The 20,226-nt window shown below is 67.2% G+C and carries 19 protein-coding genes and 2 pseudogenes; 6 read left to right on the plus strand and 15 right to left on the minus strand.

Annotated elements, in window-relative coordinates:
• Positions 1-93: 93 nt before the first annotated feature.
• From ABZS54_RS34785 to ABZS54_RS34795, 3 genes and pseudogenes are all read right to left on the minus strand, one after another.
• Positions 94-285: pseudogene (locus ABZS54_RS34785) on the minus strand (FAD-dependent oxidoreductase); the annotation flags it as partial.
• Positions 286-335: 50 nt separating this feature from the next.
• The gene (locus ABZS54_RS34790; RefSeq protein WP_355545524.1) at positions 336-1,034 is read right to left on the minus strand and encodes a helix-turn-helix domain-containing protein; all 699 of its coding nucleotides are present in this window, start codon (positions 1,032-1,034) and stop codon (positions 336-338) included.
• A gap of 322 nt (positions 1,035-1,356) precedes the next feature.
• Positions 1,357-1,722, minus strand: a complete 366-nt coding sequence (locus ABZS54_RS34795) for a hypothetical protein (protein WP_355545472.1) — start codon at positions 1,720-1,722, stop codon at positions 1,357-1,359.
• Positions 1,723-1,732: 10 nt separating this feature from the next.
• Here ABZS54_RS34795 and ABZS54_RS34800 point away from each other — a divergent pair, with 10 nt between their 5' ends.
• A complete protein-coding gene (locus ABZS54_RS34800) occupies positions 1,733-2,116 on the plus strand; it encodes a helicase associated domain-containing protein (RefSeq protein WP_355545475.1) in 384 nt (127 codons plus the stop codon).
• Here the strand turns inward: ABZS54_RS34800 and ABZS54_RS34805 are convergent.
• From ABZS54_RS34805 to ABZS54_RS34830, 6 genes are all read right to left on the minus strand, one after another.
• Positions 2,109-3,107, minus strand: a complete 999-nt coding sequence (locus ABZS54_RS34805; protein ID WP_355545478.1) for a hypothetical protein — start codon at positions 3,105-3,107, stop codon at positions 2,109-2,111. The genes ABZS54_RS34800 and ABZS54_RS34805 overlap by 8 nt on opposite strands.
• Positions 3,104-4,069 carry a hypothetical protein gene (locus ABZS54_RS34810; RefSeq protein ID WP_355545481.1) on the minus strand — a complete coding sequence of 322 codons (966 nt, stop codon included), beginning with the start codon at positions 4,067-4,069 and terminating at the stop codon, positions 3,104-3,106. Before ABZS54_RS34810 ends, ABZS54_RS34805 begins: the two co-directional genes overlap by 4 nt.
• Positions 4,066-5,028: an ATP-binding cassette domain-containing protein gene (locus tag ABZS54_RS34815; RefSeq protein ID WP_355545484.1), complete on the minus strand. Its 963-nt coding sequence runs from the start codon at positions 5,026-5,028 to the stop codon at positions 4,066-4,068. Before ABZS54_RS34815 ends, ABZS54_RS34810 begins: the two co-directional genes overlap by 4 nt.
• Positions 5,025-5,486 (minus strand): septum formation family protein, encoded by a 462-nt coding sequence (locus ABZS54_RS34820; RefSeq protein WP_355545487.1) that lies wholly within the window; start codon positions 5,484-5,486, stop codon positions 5,025-5,027. The genes ABZS54_RS34815 and ABZS54_RS34820 overlap by 4 nt, the downstream gene beginning before the upstream one ends.
• A gap of 115 nt (positions 5,487-5,601) precedes the next feature.
• Complete coding sequence (locus tag ABZS54_RS34825; protein WP_355545489.1) at positions 5,602-5,910, minus strand: hypothetical protein; 309 nt, start codon at positions 5,908-5,910, stop codon at positions 5,602-5,604.
• A 585-nt stretch (positions 5,911-6,495) separates the two neighbouring features.
• Positions 6,496-6,921: a hypothetical protein gene (locus ABZS54_RS34830; protein WP_355545492.1), complete on the minus strand. Its 426-nt coding sequence runs from the start codon at positions 6,919-6,921 to the stop codon at positions 6,496-6,498.
• Between the two features lie 244 nt (positions 6,922-7,165).
• Between ABZS54_RS34830 and ABZS54_RS34835 the strand changes: the two genes are divergently transcribed.
• From ABZS54_RS34835 to ABZS54_RS34845, 3 genes and pseudogenes are all read left to right on the plus strand, one after another.
• The gene (locus ABZS54_RS34835; RefSeq protein WP_355545495.1) at positions 7,166-7,453 is read left to right on the plus strand and encodes a hypothetical protein; all 288 of its coding nucleotides are present in this window, start codon (positions 7,166-7,168) and stop codon (positions 7,451-7,453) included.
• 911 nt (positions 7,454-8,364) lie between these two features.
• Positions 8,365-9,000: a hypothetical protein gene (locus tag ABZS54_RS34840; RefSeq protein WP_355545498.1), complete on the plus strand. Its 636-nt coding sequence runs from the start codon at positions 8,365-8,367 to the stop codon at positions 8,998-9,000.
• Positions 9,001-9,257: 257 nt separating this feature from the next.
• A pseudogene (locus tag ABZS54_RS34845) lies at positions 9,258-9,704 on the plus strand (transposase); the annotation flags it as partial.
• Positions 9,705-10,236: 532 nt separating this feature from the next.
• Here the strand turns inward: ABZS54_RS34845 and ABZS54_RS34850 are convergent.
• The 5 genes from ABZS54_RS34850 to ABZS54_RS34870 form a co-directional block, all read right to left on the minus strand.
• Positions 10,237-11,280, minus strand: a complete 1,044-nt coding sequence (locus ABZS54_RS34850) for a LacI family DNA-binding transcriptional regulator (RefSeq protein ID WP_355545501.1) — start codon at positions 11,278-11,280, stop codon at positions 10,237-10,239.
• A 34-nt stretch (positions 11,281-11,314) separates the two neighbouring features.
• Complete coding sequence (locus ABZS54_RS34855; RefSeq protein ID WP_355545503.1) at positions 11,315-13,069, minus strand: glycoside hydrolase family 36 protein; 1,755 nt, start codon at positions 13,067-13,069, stop codon at positions 11,315-11,317.
• Positions 13,070-13,071: 2 nt separating this feature from the next.
• Entirely contained in the window at positions 13,072-13,932 is an 861-nt protein-coding gene (locus ABZS54_RS34860) for a carbohydrate ABC transporter permease (protein WP_355545506.1), read from the minus strand.
• A complete protein-coding gene (locus ABZS54_RS34865; protein WP_355545509.1) occupies positions 13,929-14,750 on the minus strand; it encodes a sugar ABC transporter permease in 822 nt (273 codons plus the stop codon). Before ABZS54_RS34865 ends, ABZS54_RS34860 begins: the two co-directional genes overlap by 4 nt.
• Positions 14,751-14,869: 119 nt before the next feature.
• Entirely contained in the window at positions 14,870-16,321 is a 1,452-nt protein-coding gene (locus tag ABZS54_RS34870; protein ID WP_355545512.1) for an extracellular solute-binding protein, read from the minus strand.
• Positions 16,322-16,531: 210 nt separating this feature from the next.
• On the opposite strand from ABZS54_RS34870, the gene ABZS54_RS34875 reads away from it, so the two are divergent.
• Complete coding sequence (locus tag ABZS54_RS34875; protein WP_355545515.1) at positions 16,532-18,373, plus strand: hypothetical protein; 1,842 nt, start codon at positions 16,532-16,534, stop codon at positions 18,371-18,373.
• Between the two features lie 584 nt (positions 18,374-18,957).
• Complete coding sequence (locus tag ABZS54_RS34880; protein ID WP_355545518.1) at positions 18,958-19,350, plus strand: VOC family protein; 393 nt, start codon at positions 18,958-18,960, stop codon at positions 19,348-19,350.
• 144 nt (positions 19,351-19,494) lie between these two features.
• On the opposite strand, the gene ABZS54_RS34885 is transcribed toward ABZS54_RS34880, so the two are convergent.
• Positions 19,495-20,226 (minus strand): SDR family oxidoreductase (locus ABZS54_RS34885; RefSeq protein WP_355545521.1); only part of this gene is annotated, 732 nt, incomplete at its 5' end.

Genomic DNA, 20,226 nt, shown 5'->3' on the forward strand with positions numbered 1-20,226 from the left:
CAGCAGCCTCGGCTACCGCACGCCCGTCGAATACGAAGCCGCACTCGCAGCCTGACCACCACAACGAAGGTGTCCGTCAAAGCGGAGCAAGCTCAGCAGTCCGCGGCGGTAGAACGTCTCGGCCGATGCGGCGTTCAGGCCCCGCATACCGAGCGGGGGCGTCTTCCACGGTGAAGTCGCTTCCTGTTCCCGCTCCAGGACCAGGACCGAACAGTCGGACAGGGCCGCCTCGCCGGCCAGGAACAGGCCGACCGGGCCGCCGCCCGCGATCACTACGTCATGCATGAGAGGTCTCCCTGAGAGGCTCGTTGGTGAACCCGGCCGGATGCGGCGGGTCAGCGCAGACGGGTGAGGCCGTCGAGGACGACGGCGATGCCGGTGAGGAACTGCTCGCGGTCGTCGTGCTCGCTGATCCGGCCGGCGATGGCGTGCATGAACGGGTAGTCCTCGGGGTCGAGGTCCTGCCACGCCTCGGCAGTCGCGCCCAAGAACTCCTCGCGGTCCGCATCGGGCTCGACGCCGGAGGTGTCCCCCTCGATGCGGGCATTCTGGCTGACCGCTCCGAGGATGTAGTGCACGAGTGTCGAGGCCGCGTCGAACCAGCGGGCTTGCGGCACGCCCAGCTCACTCACCTGCCGGCCGATCCGCTCGAAGATCCCCACCGAGATCGAGCCGACCGGGTTGCGGATGATCTGAAGCGTCAACCGCGTGGCCAGCCACGGGTGCTCGGCGATCGCGTCGAACAGGGCCAACGCGACAACCCGAATCTCATCCTCGGGCGTGGCCGCAGCCTGGGCGGCCGTGGTTGCCAGAGCCGCCGTGACGACCGTTTCCGTCGCCGTGTCCAGCAACTCGTCCCGGTTCCCCACGTGGTAGTAGATCGCCCCGGACCCGGTGGCCAGACGCTCGGTCAGCGCCCGCACCGTCAGTGCACCCTCGCCACCCGTATCGAGCAGCTCGACGGCGGCGCCGATGATCTGCTCCCGGGAGAGCACCTGGTTACGCCGCTGAGTCCGGCGCGCTCGTGTTGCCATGCCTCGATGCTGGCACATTTGGATCGATGCACCAAGTTGGATCACAAATCCAAGTTGGTACAACGTTCCATTTCCGGACGTCGCGTAGATCGCCACACCCATGCCGGTAGGGCCCGCAAGGGGGCGACGGTGTACGCGCACCACAGCGGATCCCCGATCGTGTTGAACCCGAGGGCATCGTCGTTCGGGGTGCGGGACGTGTTCGGGACGGCGGTCGGCACAACGACGGGACCGATGCACCGGCCGCCGGTCGGCGCGTCACGCACGGCCGTCGACCGCGTCGGTCGCCGTCCTGCTCATCGCGTCGGCTTGCCCATGCCGATCACCAGGGGTGGGAGTCTTCGACGAGGTGGAGATGCCCGGGACAGTGGTCGATGTGACGGTGACCGCCGCCCTCGACGGCCATGGCGGCGATCATGGCGTGGGGTTGGTCCGCGAACAGAGCCCTGGCCGCGGGGTCGCCGTCAATCACGAGGGTCCGACGCGGCGAGTCGAGACGGATGCGTACACCCGGCCCGGTCGCGTTCGCGACCTCGACTCCGGCCAAGGAGTCGCCGTCCTGCGGCAACGCAGGCTCGGACCCGACGAATCCCTCGCCTCGGGCCACCATGCCTGCCAGATCGGTCAGTTCGTCCTTTGATCCGGTGAGTTCCACTTCGCCGAAAATCGGATCGGAAACAAGGATCACGGTTGTCCGCGTGAATACGCGCGCACACGCCACGCTCGCCGCTCCGGGCGATGCAGTGATCGAGGGCTTCCCGATCGGCAAGTGGCTGGAGACCAAACGCGCCCAGGACCGCAAGAGCGGCCTCGACCCTACACGGACCGAGGCACTCGACGCGCTCGTCGAGGGCGAGCCGTGGAACCCGCCGCACTGGCCCGTGTCCTGGCAACGACTCCTCACCTACAACGATCTGCTTGGCCACACGGTTTCATCCGGATTCGCGCGGCACGGCGCGGTGCCAGGCGCCGGAGCGGCGCGGCGTCGTGATCGACGCGTGCGGCACACCCTGCCCGGGTGGCTCGCCGACACCTGGGCAGCGGACCCGCCGCCAATTGCTCGGGCGGGTGCCCCTATTTGATGTCCGTGCGTACATATCGCCAGGCTGCCAAGGTCAGGATCGGCATGAGGTGGACAAACAGTCCGAGGTAGCCGTGGCCGGCGGTGAGGCCTTCGCGCATGGCGGCGCACGCGACCTCGCCGACACAGCCGGTGGGGACGTCGCTCGGCATCATCGGTCGCTCGTTGAGGAGTGCGAACGTCAGCCCCGAGAGGTGGTATTCGAAGACGCCCGAGGCGAAGTCGCGCAGGAGTCGTTCGCCGAGGACGACGTAGGCGAAGGCGATGGCCAGTGCGATCGAGGTGCGTCGGGTCAGCATGGCCAGGGCGTAGCCGATCAGGGCCATGATCGCGACGAATGACATTCCGCGAAGGACCAGGAGGGACAGGACGAGCCAGAAGCGGGTGTCGGTGCCCGCCATGCTGCCGTTGAGTGTCGCGGCGGTCAGGAGGAAGGGCAGTGTCAGAAGCGCGGTGGCGGCGGCGACGGTGGCGGCGAGGGCGGCGACGACGAGTGCGCGGGTGGTGAACAGGCGGGCGCGTCGGGGTTCGGTGGCGGTAAGGGGCAGCATGACGCGGGTGGTCCAGTCGGCGCCTCCGGCGAGGATCCCGAAGACGACGGCCCCGGCGCCCAGGGCGGACACGATGCCGCGCAGGTCGACGAACGTCGCCTTGGCCATCTGGTAACGGGGATCGTCGAAGAAGGCGTTCGCGCTCATCCGGGGTGGTAGCGGCCGCGCGTGGGCGGCCGCTTCCTCGGCGTATCGGCGGTACGCGGCATCGGCGGTCCGCCAGGCGCCGGCCATGTCGGTGTCGTGGGAGAGGATCTGCGAGATCCCGAAGGCGACGACGAGCAGCGGGAGCGCGTACAGCGCGTACCGGACCGTGCGGGGGGCCAGCGCCCGGGAGATCTCGGCGCCGACCAGGCGCCTCCAGGGCACCGGCGGGGTCGCGGGTGCCGTTTCGACGGTCGGGGCCGGGATGGTCGTGCCGGTGAGGGGTCGGGTGTTCATCCGATGTCCGTCCTGGTGTGACGCCAGGCCGCCGCGAACAGGACGGGCAGCACGTACGCGAGCAGGGTGAGGAAACCGCCGATCTGGGTGAGGTCGACGTGGATCGCCTCGCATCCGGGGCCGGCCATGCAGGCGGAGTCGGCGAGTGGGATCACCGGTTTGTCGTTGAGGATCGCGAACGTGACGCCTTGGAGGTGGCGTTCGTCGAGGTCGGGTGCGTAGTCGCCGATGAGTTTTTCGGCGAAGGCGAGGTAGACGAAGGCCACGGCCAGAGCTGCGGACGTGCGGCGCAGGAGCATGGCCAGGCCGTAGCCGAGCAGTCCCATGAGTGACACGTACACGATCCCGCGCGCGTATTGCCCGCTGAGTACCGTCCAGAAGTCGGCGTCGAGTCCGTTCAGGCTGCCCTTCCAGTGTCCGGCGAGCAGCAGTGTCGGGATCAGGAGGAGCCCGGCACAGGTGGCTGCGCCGGCGGCGATGGCGGTGGTGAGCGCGGCGCGGACGGCGAAGAGTGTGCCGCGTCTGGGTTCGGCCGTGGACAGGGTGAGCATGACGCGGGAGGTCCAGTCGGCTCCGCCGGCAATGATGCCGAGGCCCAGTGCGGCCGCGCCGAGTGCGGACATGAGGGCGCGCATGTCCACGAAGGCCTCGGTGGCCGTCATGTAGCGAGGTTCGTGGTACCAGTTCGCGGCGCTGACGGAGCTGAAATCCAGGCCGTAGGACGGGGCGGTGGGGAGCGCCTTTTGGTATTCGGCTTCGGCGTGGGTCCAGGCGGTTGCGACGTCGGTGTCGTGGAGGAGGAGTTTGGACAGGCCGTAGGCGATGACGATCACCGGCAGCGCGTACAGGGCCCAGCGCACGGAGCGGTAGGAGGTCAACCGCGAGGCCTCGGCGCGGGCCAACGCCCACGACGAGCGGGATCCCGCCCGCCGGTCCGGGGGGGCGGGGGCCTGTGCGGTCACGTTTGCTCGCCGTTCTGCGGGTCCGCGGTGGTGGCGGCGCGGATGGCGGCGACGTAGACGTCTTCGAGGTCGGGCGACTCCTGTGTCATCTCGTGGGGGTATATGCCTTGGGAGGTCAGGATTTTGAGGATGTCGGGGCCGTGCGCGGTTTCGTCCAGGCGTAGTTCCGTGCCACGGGGGCCGGTGCGTGCCGTTGTGTGGTGTCCGTGGCCGAGGAGTGCGGCCCGCGCGTTGTCGGGGTCGTCGACGCGGAGGACGAGTCGGGGTCCGCCTGCGGCGAGGAGGTCCGTGAGGTCGGCGTCGGCGATGCAGCGGCCGTCGCGGACGATGGCGACCCGGTCGCTGACCTGTTCGACCTCGGCGAGGATGTGCGAGGAGACGACCATGGTCATCCCGAAATCTTCGCGCAGACGGCCGAAGAGCAGGCGCATGTCGCGGACGGCTTCGGGGTCGAGTCCGTTCATCGGCTCGTCCAGGACGAGCAGGTCCGGGCGTCCCAGGAAGGCCGCGGCCACGCCGAGGCGCTGTTTCATACCGAGGGAGTATCCGGCGTAGCGGCGGTCCGCCGCAGCCTCCAGGTCCACGAGTTCGAGTGCTTCGTCGACGGCTCGGGTGGGTGCGCCCAGGAGTTGTGCGGTCAGGCGCAGATTGTGCCTGCCGGTGAGGGAGGGCGTGAACGCGGGGCCTTCGATGAGTGCGCCCATGTGGGCGGCGACGTGTCTTTGGTCGTGGGGCAGGAGGTGGCCGAAGGCGTGGATGGTGCCGGAGTCGGGGCGGACCAGGCCGAGGAGGGCCTTGAGTGCGGTGGTCTTGCCGGATCCGTTGGGACCGAGCAGGCCTACGGTGCGGCCTTGAGGAATGGTCATGGAGAAGCGGTCCAGGGCGCTCAGGCGGCGCCCTCGTGCGGTCCGGTAGGTCTTGGTGACCTCCTCGAACCGCACCAACTCCGGTGTGGTCACCGTTTTACCTGCTCGAAGGTTGTCACACCGCAGTGAAAAGACCGGTTTCCGGCGACCCACCCGGCTTCTTCGGTCGCGATGAAGTAGTACCTGATCGCGTGGGGGTTCGCGGCGATTCGTTCCCGCAGCAGGGGGTCGCAGCCCTCACGGGCCCGCGCCGTCAACCCACCCTGCCCCGGGTACGGTGCGCCGGGGGGATCCGACATTTTCAAGGTGGCCACGATCTCGAAGCGATGCGCCGCAGCGCAGTCCACGACACCCACCATGTCGTCCGCCCGAACCTTTCCCGCATGGTTCGAGCACATACCGGGGCGTAATTCGGGATACGCCACCGGCTTCCCGGAATCCATCGCGCCGCTTTTTTCGGGTTGCGACTGCGCCACCTTCGACGGCGGTACCTGATTGTCCGTACTGTCGTCGCTTGTCGCGCACCCGGCCAGAAGAACCGAAAAAATCATTGTGGTCGACACCCTCAGGAACAAGGGACTCCGCATAAATCCTCGCTATGGCAACGGTACGCGCCCGTCCGGCGGGAACTCACCGGACGGGCGCGAATCTACTCGGACGGACGGGTCAGCACTGGATATAGCCGTAGTGCGTGTCCCAGGTGTCGCCGTCGTCTCCACCGTTGTTGTCGGCCCACCAGCTCCATACCAGATTACTGTCGATGCCGCCAAGGTAGTGATTGCCCGTCTTGTGAGAGTGCCCCCTCTCCCAGCTGGGGTCTTCGGCCCCCGGGTTGCTGTTGATTTGTATCTCGCCCCCCATATCGCATCGCACGTCGGCGCTGGCGGGGGACGCCGCCGCACCCAGAACGACCACACTCGCCAGAGTGACGGCCGCAGTCCCGATGCAACTCAACTTCTTCACACGCCCGTTCATACTTACCTCCTGTTGATCGACTCCTACCCAGCGCAACCATCCTTACGGATGGGCAATCGGCCGTCAACAGAAAGAGAGCACTTGGCCGGTAATTATCTGCGCGACCGGAGAGCAGTTGCGATAGATATTTATCTAAACCGTCCATATTCATGACAAAGTCAATCATCAAAACTCAAACAGGTCATTTGAATTTGATTCTCACTTTACGAAAGAGACTCTGGGACGGCGCTCCAAGTAATGGATCGATGGAGTCGTCCGTAACGGATTTCGGAGCCGTCTGGGCGACCCGCGCCTACCCCACGTAACTTCTCACATAGAGACGAGCGGGCGATCCGACAGAAGGAACTGACATGGCGGGTTCATGGTGCGGCGACAAGGGCCTCAGGAAGGCCTGTCAAACCTCACGCCGACCTCACATCCGACACCGCCGAACCCCGAACCCACACCCACTGACAACAGACCCGGTCGCCTGTCGGATTGACGCTCGATATGGTGAATTTCTTTTAAGAATTGGTCCGCTATTCTATTTCGCATTCCCGATTTTGCTATTCGCTGGATTCCCGGCGCGCTGATTCCGGATACCGTTCAGCACACACTCGGCCTCCTGCCCAGCCGGAACACCCGCACGAACTGAACCCAAGCGCGACGCATGATCGTGCACCCGTCTCGATGCGATGGGGGCATCCGTTCGGTTGCGCGGTTGAGGTTCTCGATGCTGCCTTTCAGGTGCGGGCTGTAGGGCGGGAGCACGGTGATGTTCGCGTCCAGGGTGGTCAGCGCGGTGGTCACGGTGCGGGAGAGGAAGTCCCTGCCGCGGTCGAAGCGCACGTGCTCGGGCAGGCCGCCGAAGGGCCCGTAGGCGTCGGTGCACACGATCGCGGAGCGCAACGCGGCCAGGACCGAGGCCCGCGTCGGGCAGCCGGGGGTGACGGCGACGCCGGTGATCGCTTTGGTCGCGCAGTCGATGAACCACGTGATGTACGGGTGGACGAGGTCGCCGTCGGCGTCCACGCGCAGCGGGGCCTGGACGTGGTCGGCCAGCCATGCCGCGCCCCGACCGGACCGAAGTTCCCTGTGTGCACTGATGATTGACCTATCACACCGTGATCGACCGGCCGGTTCATACTCGCGGTATAGGGCGCCGCCGTCCAGCCGCCACACAAGATCGGGAGCACAGTTGTCCAGTCAGACACCACCTGTGCGGCGACGCAGGGACGCCCTGATTCTCGCCTCGGGTCCTGTGCTCGGAGCAGGTGTGGGCACGATAACCAACGTCATCACTTCCGAGTGGAATTGGTGGCTGTTCGTCTCATCCGGATCCGCGGCGTCCGCCCGGGAACACGTCGACCGCGCGGCGGCGAACTACGCGACCATGGGCGACCACTCGGGAACCGCCAGAACCCACTTCGAACTGGGATGTCTCGCCGAACTGCGGGGCGAGCACGTCGTCGCGCGAACGCAATGGGAGACGGCGCTCGCGTTGTACGAATCGATGGGATCTCCCGAAGCAGCCGGGATACGCACCCGACTGGGCACACTTTGACATGGCTCCCTCCGCTCGCAAGACCGGAAGATGCCCCGGACCGCCGACACGAACAGGCAGCTGCGGCCGCGCGGTTCGCCGGCTCCTCCGCTTGCCCCGATGCCCCATGACCAGTCGCTCGCAACGGCCGTGGCGCCAACGGGCGGTATCGCCGGGAGGCGCGATGCACTCGTTCAGCGTCGTACCGGCGCCCATGAATGCCTCGTGGCTTTCTCGGCGCTCATCGGTGTATCCCAGGCGTGCCGCCTCAACGGCAACGCGCCACGCACTTGGCCGCGTTGCCGCCGGACCACCGTCACACACCGCCGCACCGCACCGATGCCGGATTCGCGTGCACCTGCCCATCCACGTCGACCGTGAGGCAGCATCGGGTGTCGACCGCGCGCCGGACAGCCACGGCGCAGCGGCGGCGTGTGTGCATGTGTATGGGCGGAGCGATGCCCGTGCGGATGCGGTGCGGTGCACAGTGCGGATGCGGTGCGGATCTACCGGGGGTCGGATTCGTCGTCGAACCAGGTGTCCGCTGCCGACGCGGTGGCTCGGGCCCATCCGGGGGTGCGGGTCGTCTCGGTCTCGATCGGTGGGAGTGTGGCCGGCGCGGTCGCGACCGCGCCGAGCTGCGCCAGGCGCAGGCGCGGGGGTCGGGCGGTCAGGGGCAGCCACAGGGGTCCGGCGGGTTGGGCGCCCGGTTGTCGGACGCCAGTGGCAATGCGGCGGTGCGTGCGGTTGTCGCGCGGCCGGGCAGGACCGCGAGGAAGCACCACTTCCGGCGGCCGAGCACGTGGTGTCTCATGGACAAGACGTCGACGGCATGACGCCTCGGCGGACACCTTGGGGGATGGATGTCGACCGGTACCGGGCCCACGACCGACCCTTGGGCGCAGCGGCGGGTTTCCGCGAGTGGTGCGACGTTGAGGCTTCCGGCGGTGGTGTTGGTGTGCGTAGTGGTGGATCTGGTCTGGGAGGTGGTGAAGGCGAATCTGGATCGTGGGGTTCGGGAGGAGTGGCCGTGGCGGTTCACGGTGTTGGACACGTCCGCGTGTGCGGCGATCGTGGCGTTGTTGGGCGGGATCGTGGTGACTCGGATCCAGCTGTCCCATACGTTGCGGCCGGTTTTGAGTTGGTCCGCGTTCTCCGGTGGTAGTCATCGGGTGGTGGATTCGTGCCGGACGGTGACGTTGAGGAACGCGGGGGGCGGACGGGCGATAGTGCGTTCGGTGTCGTATCGGGTGGCAGCGGCCGAGTCGTACGCGGGTCGGGTCGCGGCCCCGTCCGATTGGGTCCATGTCAATGTCGCGATCGGCTTCTTCGAGGCGCTCGGGCTCGAGCGGGATCGGGACTTCTTCGTTCTCCATCTCGGGGCCGGGGCGGCGATACCGATGCTCAGCACCTGGCGCGACGGCATGGAAATCCTCGCGCTGAACCCCGCGGCCTTCGAGCGGCTGTCGGTGGTCGACATCAGGATCGTCGTCACCGACGTCCTGGGCGACGTCCACCAACGCAATCTCCAGTGCATACGACCACGCCCCACGCGCTCCGCCGCCTGACACCGCGCCCTGACCGTCGTCTCGTCCCCGCACCCTGATCGACGCATACGGCCACCGAGCCTTCTGGCACGCGACCCGGCAACGATGCCGTCGTTGACCTTTGCGCAGCGCTTGATTCGTGCTTCACCGCATCGCGGCGGGGAAGGCGGCAAACCTTTGGGCCGTCGCCGCCTCACGCCTGATGCACGAGACCTTGAGCGACTGGGGCCGGTACGGAGTCGTGATCAATCCTGTTCGCGAGCTGGTGGAACACTGGTGTGGGGCGACGTGAACTCGGCGATGACGAGCGGCAGTTGCTCGAACCGTTCCTGCCCATAGGCGGTTTTGGGCCGTATCCGGAACGGTTGCGGGAGCAGTTCGAGGGTGTGGTGTGGCGCTTTCGCACCGGCAGTCAGTGGCCGGAGGTGCCGGCGGAGTTCGGGGCCTGGTCGACGGTGTACGACCGGTTTCGTCAGTGGCGTGACGCCGGTGTGTTCGCCGCGCCCGGCGTCGACGCCGGGCGCGACCGAAGGCGGCGGCACCGGGCCGCTCGCGCGGCGGGTCGACCTGCAAGATCCATGTGGCGTGCGACCGGCGCCGCCGCCCCCTGGCCTTCACGATCACCGAGGGGCAGGCCGCCGACAGCCCGCAGTTCGTCCCCCTCCTGCGGAAGATCAGGGTGCGCGGCCGGGTGGGTCGACCGCGCGAGCGGTTCAGTCCCTGCTTGCCCCGGTCGACCGGCGATCGCCCCGCGCCTTCTCGCTCGCCGGAGGGGGCTGACCTACACGGTGCCGCCGATCGAGGCCGGCCCACACGTCCGGGCGGCGCCTCCGGGCGTACGCGCACACCGGACCTGACGGCGAACCCGGTGTCCAGTGAATCCCCGACCCCGACCGAAGCAGCCGACACCCCCGATTGACCGGTCGCGGCGGGGAACGCCTCGTCCTGGACCACTACCCGGAGGTGCTGCTGCCGAGCTCCCCGGGAAAGGCCAGGTCACCAACGGCCCGGACACCCCGGCCCGAACCACCACCCAGCAGCAGACCCAAACCCCACACCCCCACCCACCCGGGCGTGTTCTCAACCGACCCGCAGAACCCCGTTCCACACACACCACCACACCGCAACACCACGGCCACGCCACGCCATTCAGTCAGCAGCGGGGGTGAGGAGTTCAAGGGCAGGCGCGGAACTGCCCACTGCGGTGGGCCGGTAGATGTCCGGGGCGTACTCGCCCACTTGCGGCAACCCTGCAGTTCACGTCTGGGTACGGTCAGAGTGCCGCTGCCTGTATCCACGGGACCCGGCCCCCGGCGCGGGCCCCGTCGTCGCGCGGATCACCAGCTCAGGGTCGAAGAGAAGCTCCCCCGTCGGGACGTCCCGGTTGCTGACCAGAGCCAGAACGCTGCGGCCCACCTCCAGTGCCAGTCGGTCTCCCGGCTGGCGCACCGTCGTCAGCGGCGGATCCACGAATTCCGTGATCATCGATCCGTCGTAGCCAACGACCGAGATGTCGTCGGGCACCGAGCCGCCTTGCCGGCGGATCCCGCGAATCGCGCCGAGCGCCATGTAGTCGCTGGCCGCGACGATGGCCGTAACTCCCAGTTGGAGCAAGACATTCGCAGCCGCCTGACCGCCCTCCAGGGTGTACGACTGGCGGCTGACCCAACGCTCCGGCTCCTCGACTCCCCGTTTGGCCATGGCTTCGATGAAGCCACGCACGCGCCGGTCTGCCGGACGGTTTCCCTTCGGCCCTGAAGCCATGCCGATGGTCCGATGACCCAGCTGGTACAGATGGTCGACGGCCAGCTCCGCGGCCAGCGCGTCGTCGGTGGAGAAGACGGGCACAGGCACGCCGTCGGCGAACTCTCCATTGATTCCGACATACGGGATATGCCGGGCCCTGAGGATTTCGTAGGTTTCCGGGTCCGCTCCCTCCACGGTGTTCGATGCGGAGAGGAAGACGACGGCCGCGATGCCCTTGTCGACGATCGAGGTGATGAACTCGCGCTCCTGGACACCGCCGGGGAAGGACGGGCAGATCACGGTCTTGAGGCCATGCGGGGCGAGCGCGGACTCGATGCGTTCGGCGACGTCGGCGAAGAAGGGGTTGGACACGTGCTCGGTGACGACGGCCACGAGCTGGCCCTGCACCGGGCGCTCGTAGCCCAGCTCGGCCATGACGCGCTCAACCGCTTCCCTCGTCTTTCGCGCGACACCCTGCCGGCGGTTGATGACCCGGCTGACGGTTGCCTCGCTTACGCCCGCGCGCGCTGCGATCTCGACGATGCCGACTTTCATGTACTTCCTTATTCCAGGTGGTTGTTCATGCCGTTCAGGTGCTGCTCCGAAAACGGACCAGTCCCATTCTCGGAACCGGCAGCCTGTGCAGACCGGGCAGGAGAGAGATTTGGGACTGTCTGGTCATACGACCGGTGGGAGCGTGCACCTCGATGTCCACCGTCGCTCCGCCGTCCCGCACGTCCAGAACGACATTGTCTGTGGATGTCGCATTGACCAGTACGGTCTCCGAGAAGACGGTGGGCCGGAGGGGGACGGTCCGCTCGCTGTACACGCTGAGCACGCACCGGCCGTCTGCGACGGCTTCGACCAGCGAGTACAGGTCGTCGGGACGGCCGGGCTCGACGATCCCGTCGAGCAGCTGCGGCCGCAGACGCTGCCACTCGGCCAGCCAGAAGCGCGTGGTCTCGAGCTGCTCCTGGGTCAGCGTATCGAGTCTGACGGAGATCTGGGGCACTGAGTGCAGCGTACCGATGAGCTGCCGCGCCGCCGCCTCGGCCGACGCCGAGGTGTCCCACAGCAGCATGTCGGAGTGGACCGCGCCTCCCACGGCCAGCAGCGAAGTGTCGATCGTGCGCACCCGGTTGGCGGTCGCGTCGGCGGGGCAGTCGAAGGATCTCAGCATGTTCCCGAAGGCCGCCATGCCGGGGCCGACATATGGCTGACGGAGTTCGAGCAGCACGTCGGGGCGTACGGCTTCCAGCGCGGATCGCAGCTCGGTGAGCAGCTCGGTGAGCGCGTGCCCGATGTCACCGCGGCCGTCACCGGCATAGACCATGGCTTCGTCCAGGAAGTCGACCTTGAGGCCGTCCAGGCCGTAGTCGTTCACCAGGGACACGCACATGCGGACGACGTGGGCGCGTACTTCCGGTCGGCGCGGGTCGAGCACCTGAGCTCCGGGCACCCTGGCAGCGGCCGGTGCGAAATCCGCCCACTCCTTGTAGCACATCGCGAGTGGGCCCAGGAGAAACGGGGCAATCCATGCCATGTATCGAATTCCCCCCTCGCGCACGCGCGCCACGTGCCCGGCGAAGTCGGGAAACTTGTCGGGGTCGGGAACCCAGTCGCCGCACCCCGCATACCCCCGGCCGCTCCCCAGGCTCTGCCAACCGTCGTCGAGGATGAGGACGCCGCAGCCCAGGCCCGCAGCCAGATCTGCCTGTGTTTCGACCGCGGCCGCGTTCACCTGCTGGTTGAAGGCGTACCAGGTGGAGTAGACGGGGACGCGTGCGGACTCCGGGACGGGCATGGCCGGCACTTCGGCCGCAAACCACTCACGCAGCATCCGCATTGCGGCGGCGACCGACTCGGCACGCGGTACGAAGAGCAGTTGACGGGCAGCGGGAGCCGCCGGCAGGTCCAGATGCACGACGTAGGTGTCCTGCTCCTCGGACACCCCGAAGCGCAGGGTCACTTCCGACACCGGGTCGGTCGCGGCGAATGTGAGCATGGTCGCGCCGGCGTAGTCGTAGAGGCACCCGGCGGCGAGCCCGTCGACGAGGCTGACACTGGCCCGGCCTTCCCAGTCCGCCACCAGCGTCCTGTTCCAGTCGGCCTGAGGGTGCCAGTAGCCGGCCGCGTCACCCAGCGGGACGGACAGCCGGATCGTGACCGGCCTCTCCGGCGCGTCGACGCTCAACATCTTCAGCCCGCCGGGAAGTTCGGACAGGGTCCATGCCGTCTCGGTGCCGGAGGCCAGGACGGCGACGTGCACGGTGTCGAGAAGTGGTTGATACGACGTCTGGACCAACTCGGCGGTGGTGACGGCTTCGTGGGACAGGATGCTCACATTCACTCCTTCACGGCCCCGGCGAGCAGGCCGGAGACAAAGTGGCGCTGGAGGGCCAGGAAGACGATGACCATGGGGATCGAGGCGACGGCTGTCCCGGTGAAAAGTGCTCCGTAGTCGGTGTCATCCACGCCCTGCAGCGAGGCGAGCGCCACGGGGATGGTCAAGGAGGTGTTGTCTCGCAGCACGATCAGCGGCCATACGAAGTCGTTCCACTGGTAGAGGAACAGGAAGATCCCCAGTGCCGCGAGCGCCGGTTTCATGGGAGGCAGGACCACCTTGCAGAAGAGCCGGAACTCTCCGCAGCCGTCCATCCGGCCCGCATCCAGCAACTCGTCGGGGAGGGCCGCCATCGACTGGCGCATGAGGAAGATCCCGAAGGGCAGTGCAAGGTTGGGCATGATGACGGCCTGGTAGGTGTCGAGCCACTGCAGCTCGGCCATCATCTTGAACAACGGCACCAGTGTGACCTGGGTGGGGATGACAAGTCCCAGCATGAGCACACCGAACAGCGCATCACGTCCCTTGAAGCGGTACTTGGCGAATGCGTAGCCGGCCAGGGTGCAGACCGCTCCGGCGCAGATGGTGTAAATGGCGGCGATGAGAGCCGAGTTGAGCACGACCCTGCCGAAGGATGCCTCCTCCTGGAGGCTCGCGAGGTTTTCTCCCAGGTGCCCGCCGGGCAGCAGCGGCGGCGGCGAGCCGAAGATGTCGTCGGAGCTGTGCGTGGCGGCGATAGCGAGCCAGTAGAACGGGATGGCGACGGCCGCGAGAGCGATGGCGAGGCCGGACGTCAGCAGGATGCTGTTGCGGCGCCGGCGTGCAGGAGCGAGGCGGCTGAACCCTGTCGAACGGCTCTTCATGCTCTGTCTCCCAGGACACGGAATTGGATCAGCCCGAGGACTCCGATCAGAACCGCCAGGGCGTAGGCGATGGCCGAGGCATAGCCGAAGTCGAAGTACATGAAGGCGTTCTGGTACAGGTACACACCGATGGTGAGCGTCGCGTTGTCCGGACCGCCCTGTGTCAGGATGTAGGGCTCGTCGAAGATCTGCAGGGTGCCGATGGTGGAAAGCACCGTGGACAGCAGGATCGCCGGCCGCAGGCCGGGCAGTGTCACGTGGCGAAACGTCCCCCAGGCTCCCGCACCGTCGACTGCGGCGGCGTCGTAGAGCTCCGAGGGAATCGTCTGAAGTCTCGCCAGCAGGATGACGGCGTTGTATCCGGTGTAGTGCCAGGTGAGCACCAGACCGAGCGAGATCTTCGCCCAGAGCGGGTCGGTCAGCCAGGGCACCTCGCCGATCCCGACGAGCCCGAGAAGCCAGTTGACCAGACCGTACTTCTCATTGAGGAGCACGGAGAAGATGACTCCGTAGGCCACCAGGCCGGTGACCATCGGGAGGAAGAAGCCGAGGCGGAAGACCGAACGTGCCCGCAGAGTCGCAGAGTTGAAGGCGAGGGCGAGTCCCGTGGCCAGGGCGAGCATGAGAGGAACCTGGATCACCAGGATGACGCAGGTGTTCTCCAGCGCGGTCCAAAAGAGCGAATCACGCAGGAGCCGTCGGTAGTTGTCGGCTCCGACGAAGGTGTCGACGCCCCCGACGCTCTTGTGCAGGCTGAGGACGAAGGACCAGCCGATGGGATAGAGCTTGAAGGCGGCGAAGAGGAGCACCGCAGGCATGACGAACCCGTACGGTGCGACGCGACGTGCGGTCAGCCGTGGAGACCGCGGGCTCTGCGTACGCCGCCGGGTCTGAGCCGGTTCCTGCGGGGGGCGCGGCTGTACGCCGACGGTGGTCGTCACAGGACCTTGCGTCCCGTCTGCTCTGCCAGCTGCTCGGCGGCCTTCTGCAGTGCCGAGGCAGGATCGGCTCCCTTGAGGAGGACCTTCGTCTGGGCGTCGGCGACGACCTTGAGCGCACGGGCGTAGTCGGCGCTGTAGTTGAAAGCGGGCGAGGGAGCCTTGAGAGCCTCCAGGAAGACCTCTCCCTTCTTCTGGCCGCTGAAGAACTGCGACGGTGTATGGAAGACGAGGTCGTCATAGGCCGTCATCAGGGCGGGGGCGATGCCCTTCCCCTTGTAGATCTGGACCTGCGACTCCGGCCGGGTGAGAACGAACTCGACGAACTTCCAGGCCGCGGCCTGATGCTTGCTGCTTCCTGCGATGGCGAGGTGTGTGGAGTTCACCGTCGTGGCGTTCGTGCCTCCGCGGCTGACGGCAGGCGGTAGACGTACGCCCCATTTTCCGGCCTCCGCAGGAACCGTCTCCTCGATGATGCCGCCGAACCAGGTCGGCCACGGCAGGACCGCCGCTGTGCCCTTCTTGATCGAGCTGATCAGGGCGTTCCACCCGCCGGAGAGGTCGCTCACCAGTCCCGCGTCATTGAGCTCCTTGATGATCGTCATGGCCTTCACGGCCGCGGGCGAGGCGAGAGTGATGTCGCCGCCGAGGTTGAAGTAGAAGGCCCCCTGCAGCTGGAGCAGCATCTGGAAGAAGTTCGCGGCGTCCGGCTGAGAGGCGGGCTTGTCGATGCCGAGCAGGTACTTGCCGGTCTTCTGCTTGATCTTCTTTCCCGCTTCGAGCGCGTCGTCCCAGGTTTCCAGGGCGGCGGCGTCCACCCCCGACTCCTCGAAGACGTCGGCACGGTAGTAGAACCCGGCCGAGTTGGCCTCCCAGGGCAGGGCGCTGACCCGGTCGCCCTTGGGGGCCACCGTCTGCCACATGCCCTGCGCGAAGGAGTCCTTGTAGTTGGCGGCGCCGAGCTTGCCGAGGTCCGCGAGGCCGTCCGGGAACTTCTCGACGTACCCGGGAAGGTAGTCGACGCCGATGTGGAGCACATCGGCGAGACCCGCGCCGCCGGCCGCCATGGCCGTGGTGATCTTGTTCCAGATGGCCGGGTTGCCGATGTCCTGGACGTTTACCTTGATGTCCGGGTACCGCTTGTTGAAGTCGGGGACGAGGGCTTTGAGTTCTGCGGCCGGGCCCTGCCAGCTCCAGACCGTTATGTCACCCTTCTTACCATCCCCGGCGGACCCGGAACCGGCCCCGGCGGTGCCTGTGCCGGAGCACGCGGTGAGGCCGGCCAGGCCGGCACCTGCGGCGAGAGCCCCACCGATTCCGAGGACCTTGCGACGACTGACGTTCATGACCGGACCACCTTTGTTCGCGAAATACACCCGCGCCTGACAGACCGGGAAGCTAGCAACCAGCCATCGCTCTTGCAAGATTTCATTGAAAATTTTCTGTCGCAACAGTCAATTGAAGTGCGCAAGAGTCTTGCGAGCGGCTGGAAACCGTGGCTAGTTTCGAGCTGCCCTCACTCATCGATCCAGCCTGGAGCCGCCATGAGACCCTCCCGACCTGCGCGCCTTGCATTGACTGCCGCACTCGCGACGCTCGCGCCCCTCGCTCCCCTGCCCCTCAGCGACTCGGCTGCCACTGCGGCACCGCGACTCCTCACCGTGATAAATCCCGGCTTCGAACAGGACGCCACTGGCTGGAACTTCACCTCCGGCACTGGTGTCGCCACCAACCGCCCGCACGGCGGCGCAAAGCTGATCTACCTCGACGCGGGGGCGGGCAAGAAGGTCTCCCAGACGAAGACGGTGTCCGCCACGGGTTCCTATGACTTCTCGGCCTGGATCTCCGCGGGCGGAACGGGCGGGACGTTCGTCGTACGCGTCAACGGGAGCCCGGTCGGGGCGGTGGCCCTGCCCAGTCGCTCCGGCTACGCACGGTACACAGTAAGCCGGGTGGCGCTCAGATCCGGTGACACGCTGGAGATCGCCTTCGAGTCCGGCGAGGGGTGGATCAACGCCGACGACGTCATGGTCTCGCCGGCAGCTCCCGCCGACCCGGTCGTCACCTCGTCCAACCCGAAGATCGTCGAGATCTTCGACTGGTCGAAGCACAAGGCGAACAGCTGGGTCCAGTTGAACGGCACCGAGGGCAGGCTCAACGTCGACGAGGGCAACCCCTCCGGCACCGACTCGGGTGTCTATGCCCCCTCGTACTGGGCCGGATACTCGCACCGCAGCGGCTACTACTCACGCGACATGGTCCACCAGGTGGCCGGCGCCGCCGTCCTCGGACTGAACCGCGAGAACAAGACGATGCTGCGTTCCTTCGCCGCCTCCGCGACGGCCGAGCACAAGTACTTCCCCGTATGGGCGTTCAACTTCGACGCCAAGACCTACCTCTCGATCGACTACAAGAGCCCGACCAACTACGTCCGGGAGGTCCCCGCAGCGTTCGAACTGGTGGAGAAGGCCAACAAGGCATACCGCTGGAGCGGTGACTGCGCGTACATCGACGACGAGGCGTTCTGGAACTTCTACCGGCACGCCACCGATGAATTCATCAACCTGCACGACGGCGCGAAGCCGAACAGCGTCGCCGAGGGCACGGGGAACGGCATCTTCGCCGGCTCGGCCAGCTACAACGAAGCCGACGACGAGCACCTCGCGGAGGCGGGCGACGCGATCAGCTCCCAGTACCAGGCCTACCTCGCCATGTCGGCACTCGCCACCGACAAGGGAGACAAGGAGCTCGCCACCCGGTTCAGCCAGAAGGCCGCCGATCTGAAGTCGTACTTCAACTCGACCTGGAGCGGCAACGGTTCAGGCAGCCAGATGGTTCGGGGGTACACCGTCGACGGCCAGGCGCTCACCGGCTGGGGCAAGGAGAACAGCTGGTTCATGCCCATGAAGCAGATCATCGCTCCGGGCGCACGCAACAGCGCCTATCTCGACTTCATCGACCAGCAGGCCGGCGGCAGCGGCGTCCCGGACAACATCGAGGCGATCACCTATCTGCCCGACACGTTCTTCGCCCATGAGCGGAACGACACCGCCTGGAAGTGGATGCAGCACGTCTACGACCGGCGGGACGAACAGCACCCCGTCAGCAAGCAGGGCACCAACGGCGATTACCCCGAGGTGTCGTACACCCTGGTGAGCCAGACAGTGGAGGGCCTCATGGGCGTCGCCCCCAATGCTCCCAGTCATGCTCTGACCACGCAGTCCCGCCTGCCGACCGGCACTGACTGGGTTCAGATCAAGGACATGCGCATCGGCCGGAACACCTTCGCCCTACGCCATGACGGCGCCACGAAGTCGACGCTCACAAACACCGCAGGTCCCGACAAGTACACCTGGGAAGCGCGGTTCCCTGGCGACCACGACACCATCGAGGTGAACGGCAAGTCGCACAAGGCCGACACGAAAGTGGTGAACGGTGTGACCTATGCCTACGTCACCGTGACCATCGCTCCCGGAGCGACTGCGACTGCCAAGGTCCGCTGATGCCCTGCCAATCACGGTGACGACCGGCCTGGTGGTCGCCGGGTCCACCGCGAACCGGGCCGGCAGCGCCTCCCGACACACGGTGCAGTCGTCGAGGACCGCGTCGTACAACCGCGCCACCAACGCGTGAGGTGACATGGACGCGGGCGCGCTCGCGCCGGGTGAAGGTCAGGGTCGGGCGCCCCTCGGGCTCGGCCGGAGCGGCCGGGGTGGAGGTGCCGGTCGGGGCGGGGGTTCGGGGTGTGGGTTGTCGGTCACGGTTCGTCCTCCGGGTGTGAGCTGGGTGGGGTGCGGGATGGGGTGCGGTGCGGGACGGGGTGCAGGGTGAACGGCGGGGCGGGCGTGAGGCGTTCGCCCCGCCGTTCATCAGGCGGGCTCAGGTGGTGGGACGGTGGTGTGGGCGTCGGGTGAGGAGACGACGTCGCCGGGGATGAGGAAGTGGTTGTCGGTGAACGCGGTCGTGGCGAACGGCGGGTCTGCTGTAGCGGTGCTGAGGCGCGATCCAGTCGAGAACGTGCCACCGGCTCCGTCCCAGGGACGTCAGCGGCCACCACCGGCCGCACGAGGAAGAAGGAGAAACCGGCATGGCGATTCAGCGGATGGACAACGTCGGGATCGTCGTCGAGGACATGAATGCCGCCATCGCGTTCTTCGTGGAACTCGGTATGGAGCTGCAGGGCAGGGCGGAGGTCGAGGGCCTCATCGCCGACCAGTGCACCGGACTCGACGGCGTCCGCTGTGACATCGCGATGGTCCGGACCCCGGACGGTCACAGCCGGCTCGAGCTGGCGAAGTACCGCAGCCCCGTGGTGATCAGCGCCGGGCCGCGCAACCGGCCGCACAACATTCCGGGCACGCACCGCGTCATGTTCGCCGTCGACGACATCGAGGACACCGTTGCCCGCCTGCGCCCTCACGGCGCCGAACTCTGTTGTCGAGGTCGACGGCCTGGACCACGCCGCCGGGGTAAGTGGTGAAGGTGCGTGCGCCGTTGGCGTTGTACGCGAACAGCGGGCCCGTGCGGGTCTGTTGCGGTGCCACGGCCGTTTGAGGAGCTGCTCGTCCCGTGGGGCCGCGTTGTGGTGGCGGGCTCACGGGACGAGCCGGTGTGGGTTGGTCGGTCAGACGGACTTGTGGAAGCCGGCGTCGACCGCGTAGTCCGATCCCGTGGTGCTCGCCGAACGGGGCGAGGCCAGGAGCAGGATCGCGTCGGCGACTTCCCGGGGGTCGATGAGGCGGCCGGTGACCTGGCCCATCATCTGCGGGGCGATGGTGTCCATGATGCTGTCACGGTCGGCGCCGGCCATGCCCGCGATGATGTCGGCCGCGCCGCCCTCCTCGGTCCACCACGCGGTCAGCACGGCGCCCGGGGAGACGGTGTTGACGCGGATGCCCTGGGGGCCGAACTCCTCCGACAGCGCCTTGGTCAGGTTGGAAAGGCCCGCCTTGGCGGCGCCGTACTCGATGTTGACCGGCGCCGGCTGGCGGGCCATGCCGGTGGAAACGTTGATGATGGAGCCGCCGCCGCGTTCGATCATCGCGGGAATCGCGGCGCGAATGGCCCGGACGGCCGAGAACAGGTTGAACTCGAAGATCGCCTGCCACTGGTCGTCGCTGCTGTCGAAGAAGCCGGTGCGCGGCATCGGGATGCCGGGCGGCGGGCCGCCGGCGTTGTTCACCAGGATGTCCAGACCGCCGAAGTGCTCGACCGCGCGCGCCACGACCCGGGCGGGGGCCTCGGGGTCCATCAGGTCGGCCGATACGTGCAGCAGATTCGGGCCCGCCGCCCCGTCCAGCTCCGGGGAGCTCTTGCGCGAGACCGCGACGACGTTGGCGCCCTCGTCGAGCAGGGA

The sequence above is a fragment of the Embleya sp. NPDC005575 genome (assembly GCF_040605455.1).
In the GTDB taxonomy this organism is placed as follows: domain Bacteria; phylum Actinomycetota; class Actinomycetes; order Streptomycetales; family Streptomycetaceae; genus Embleya.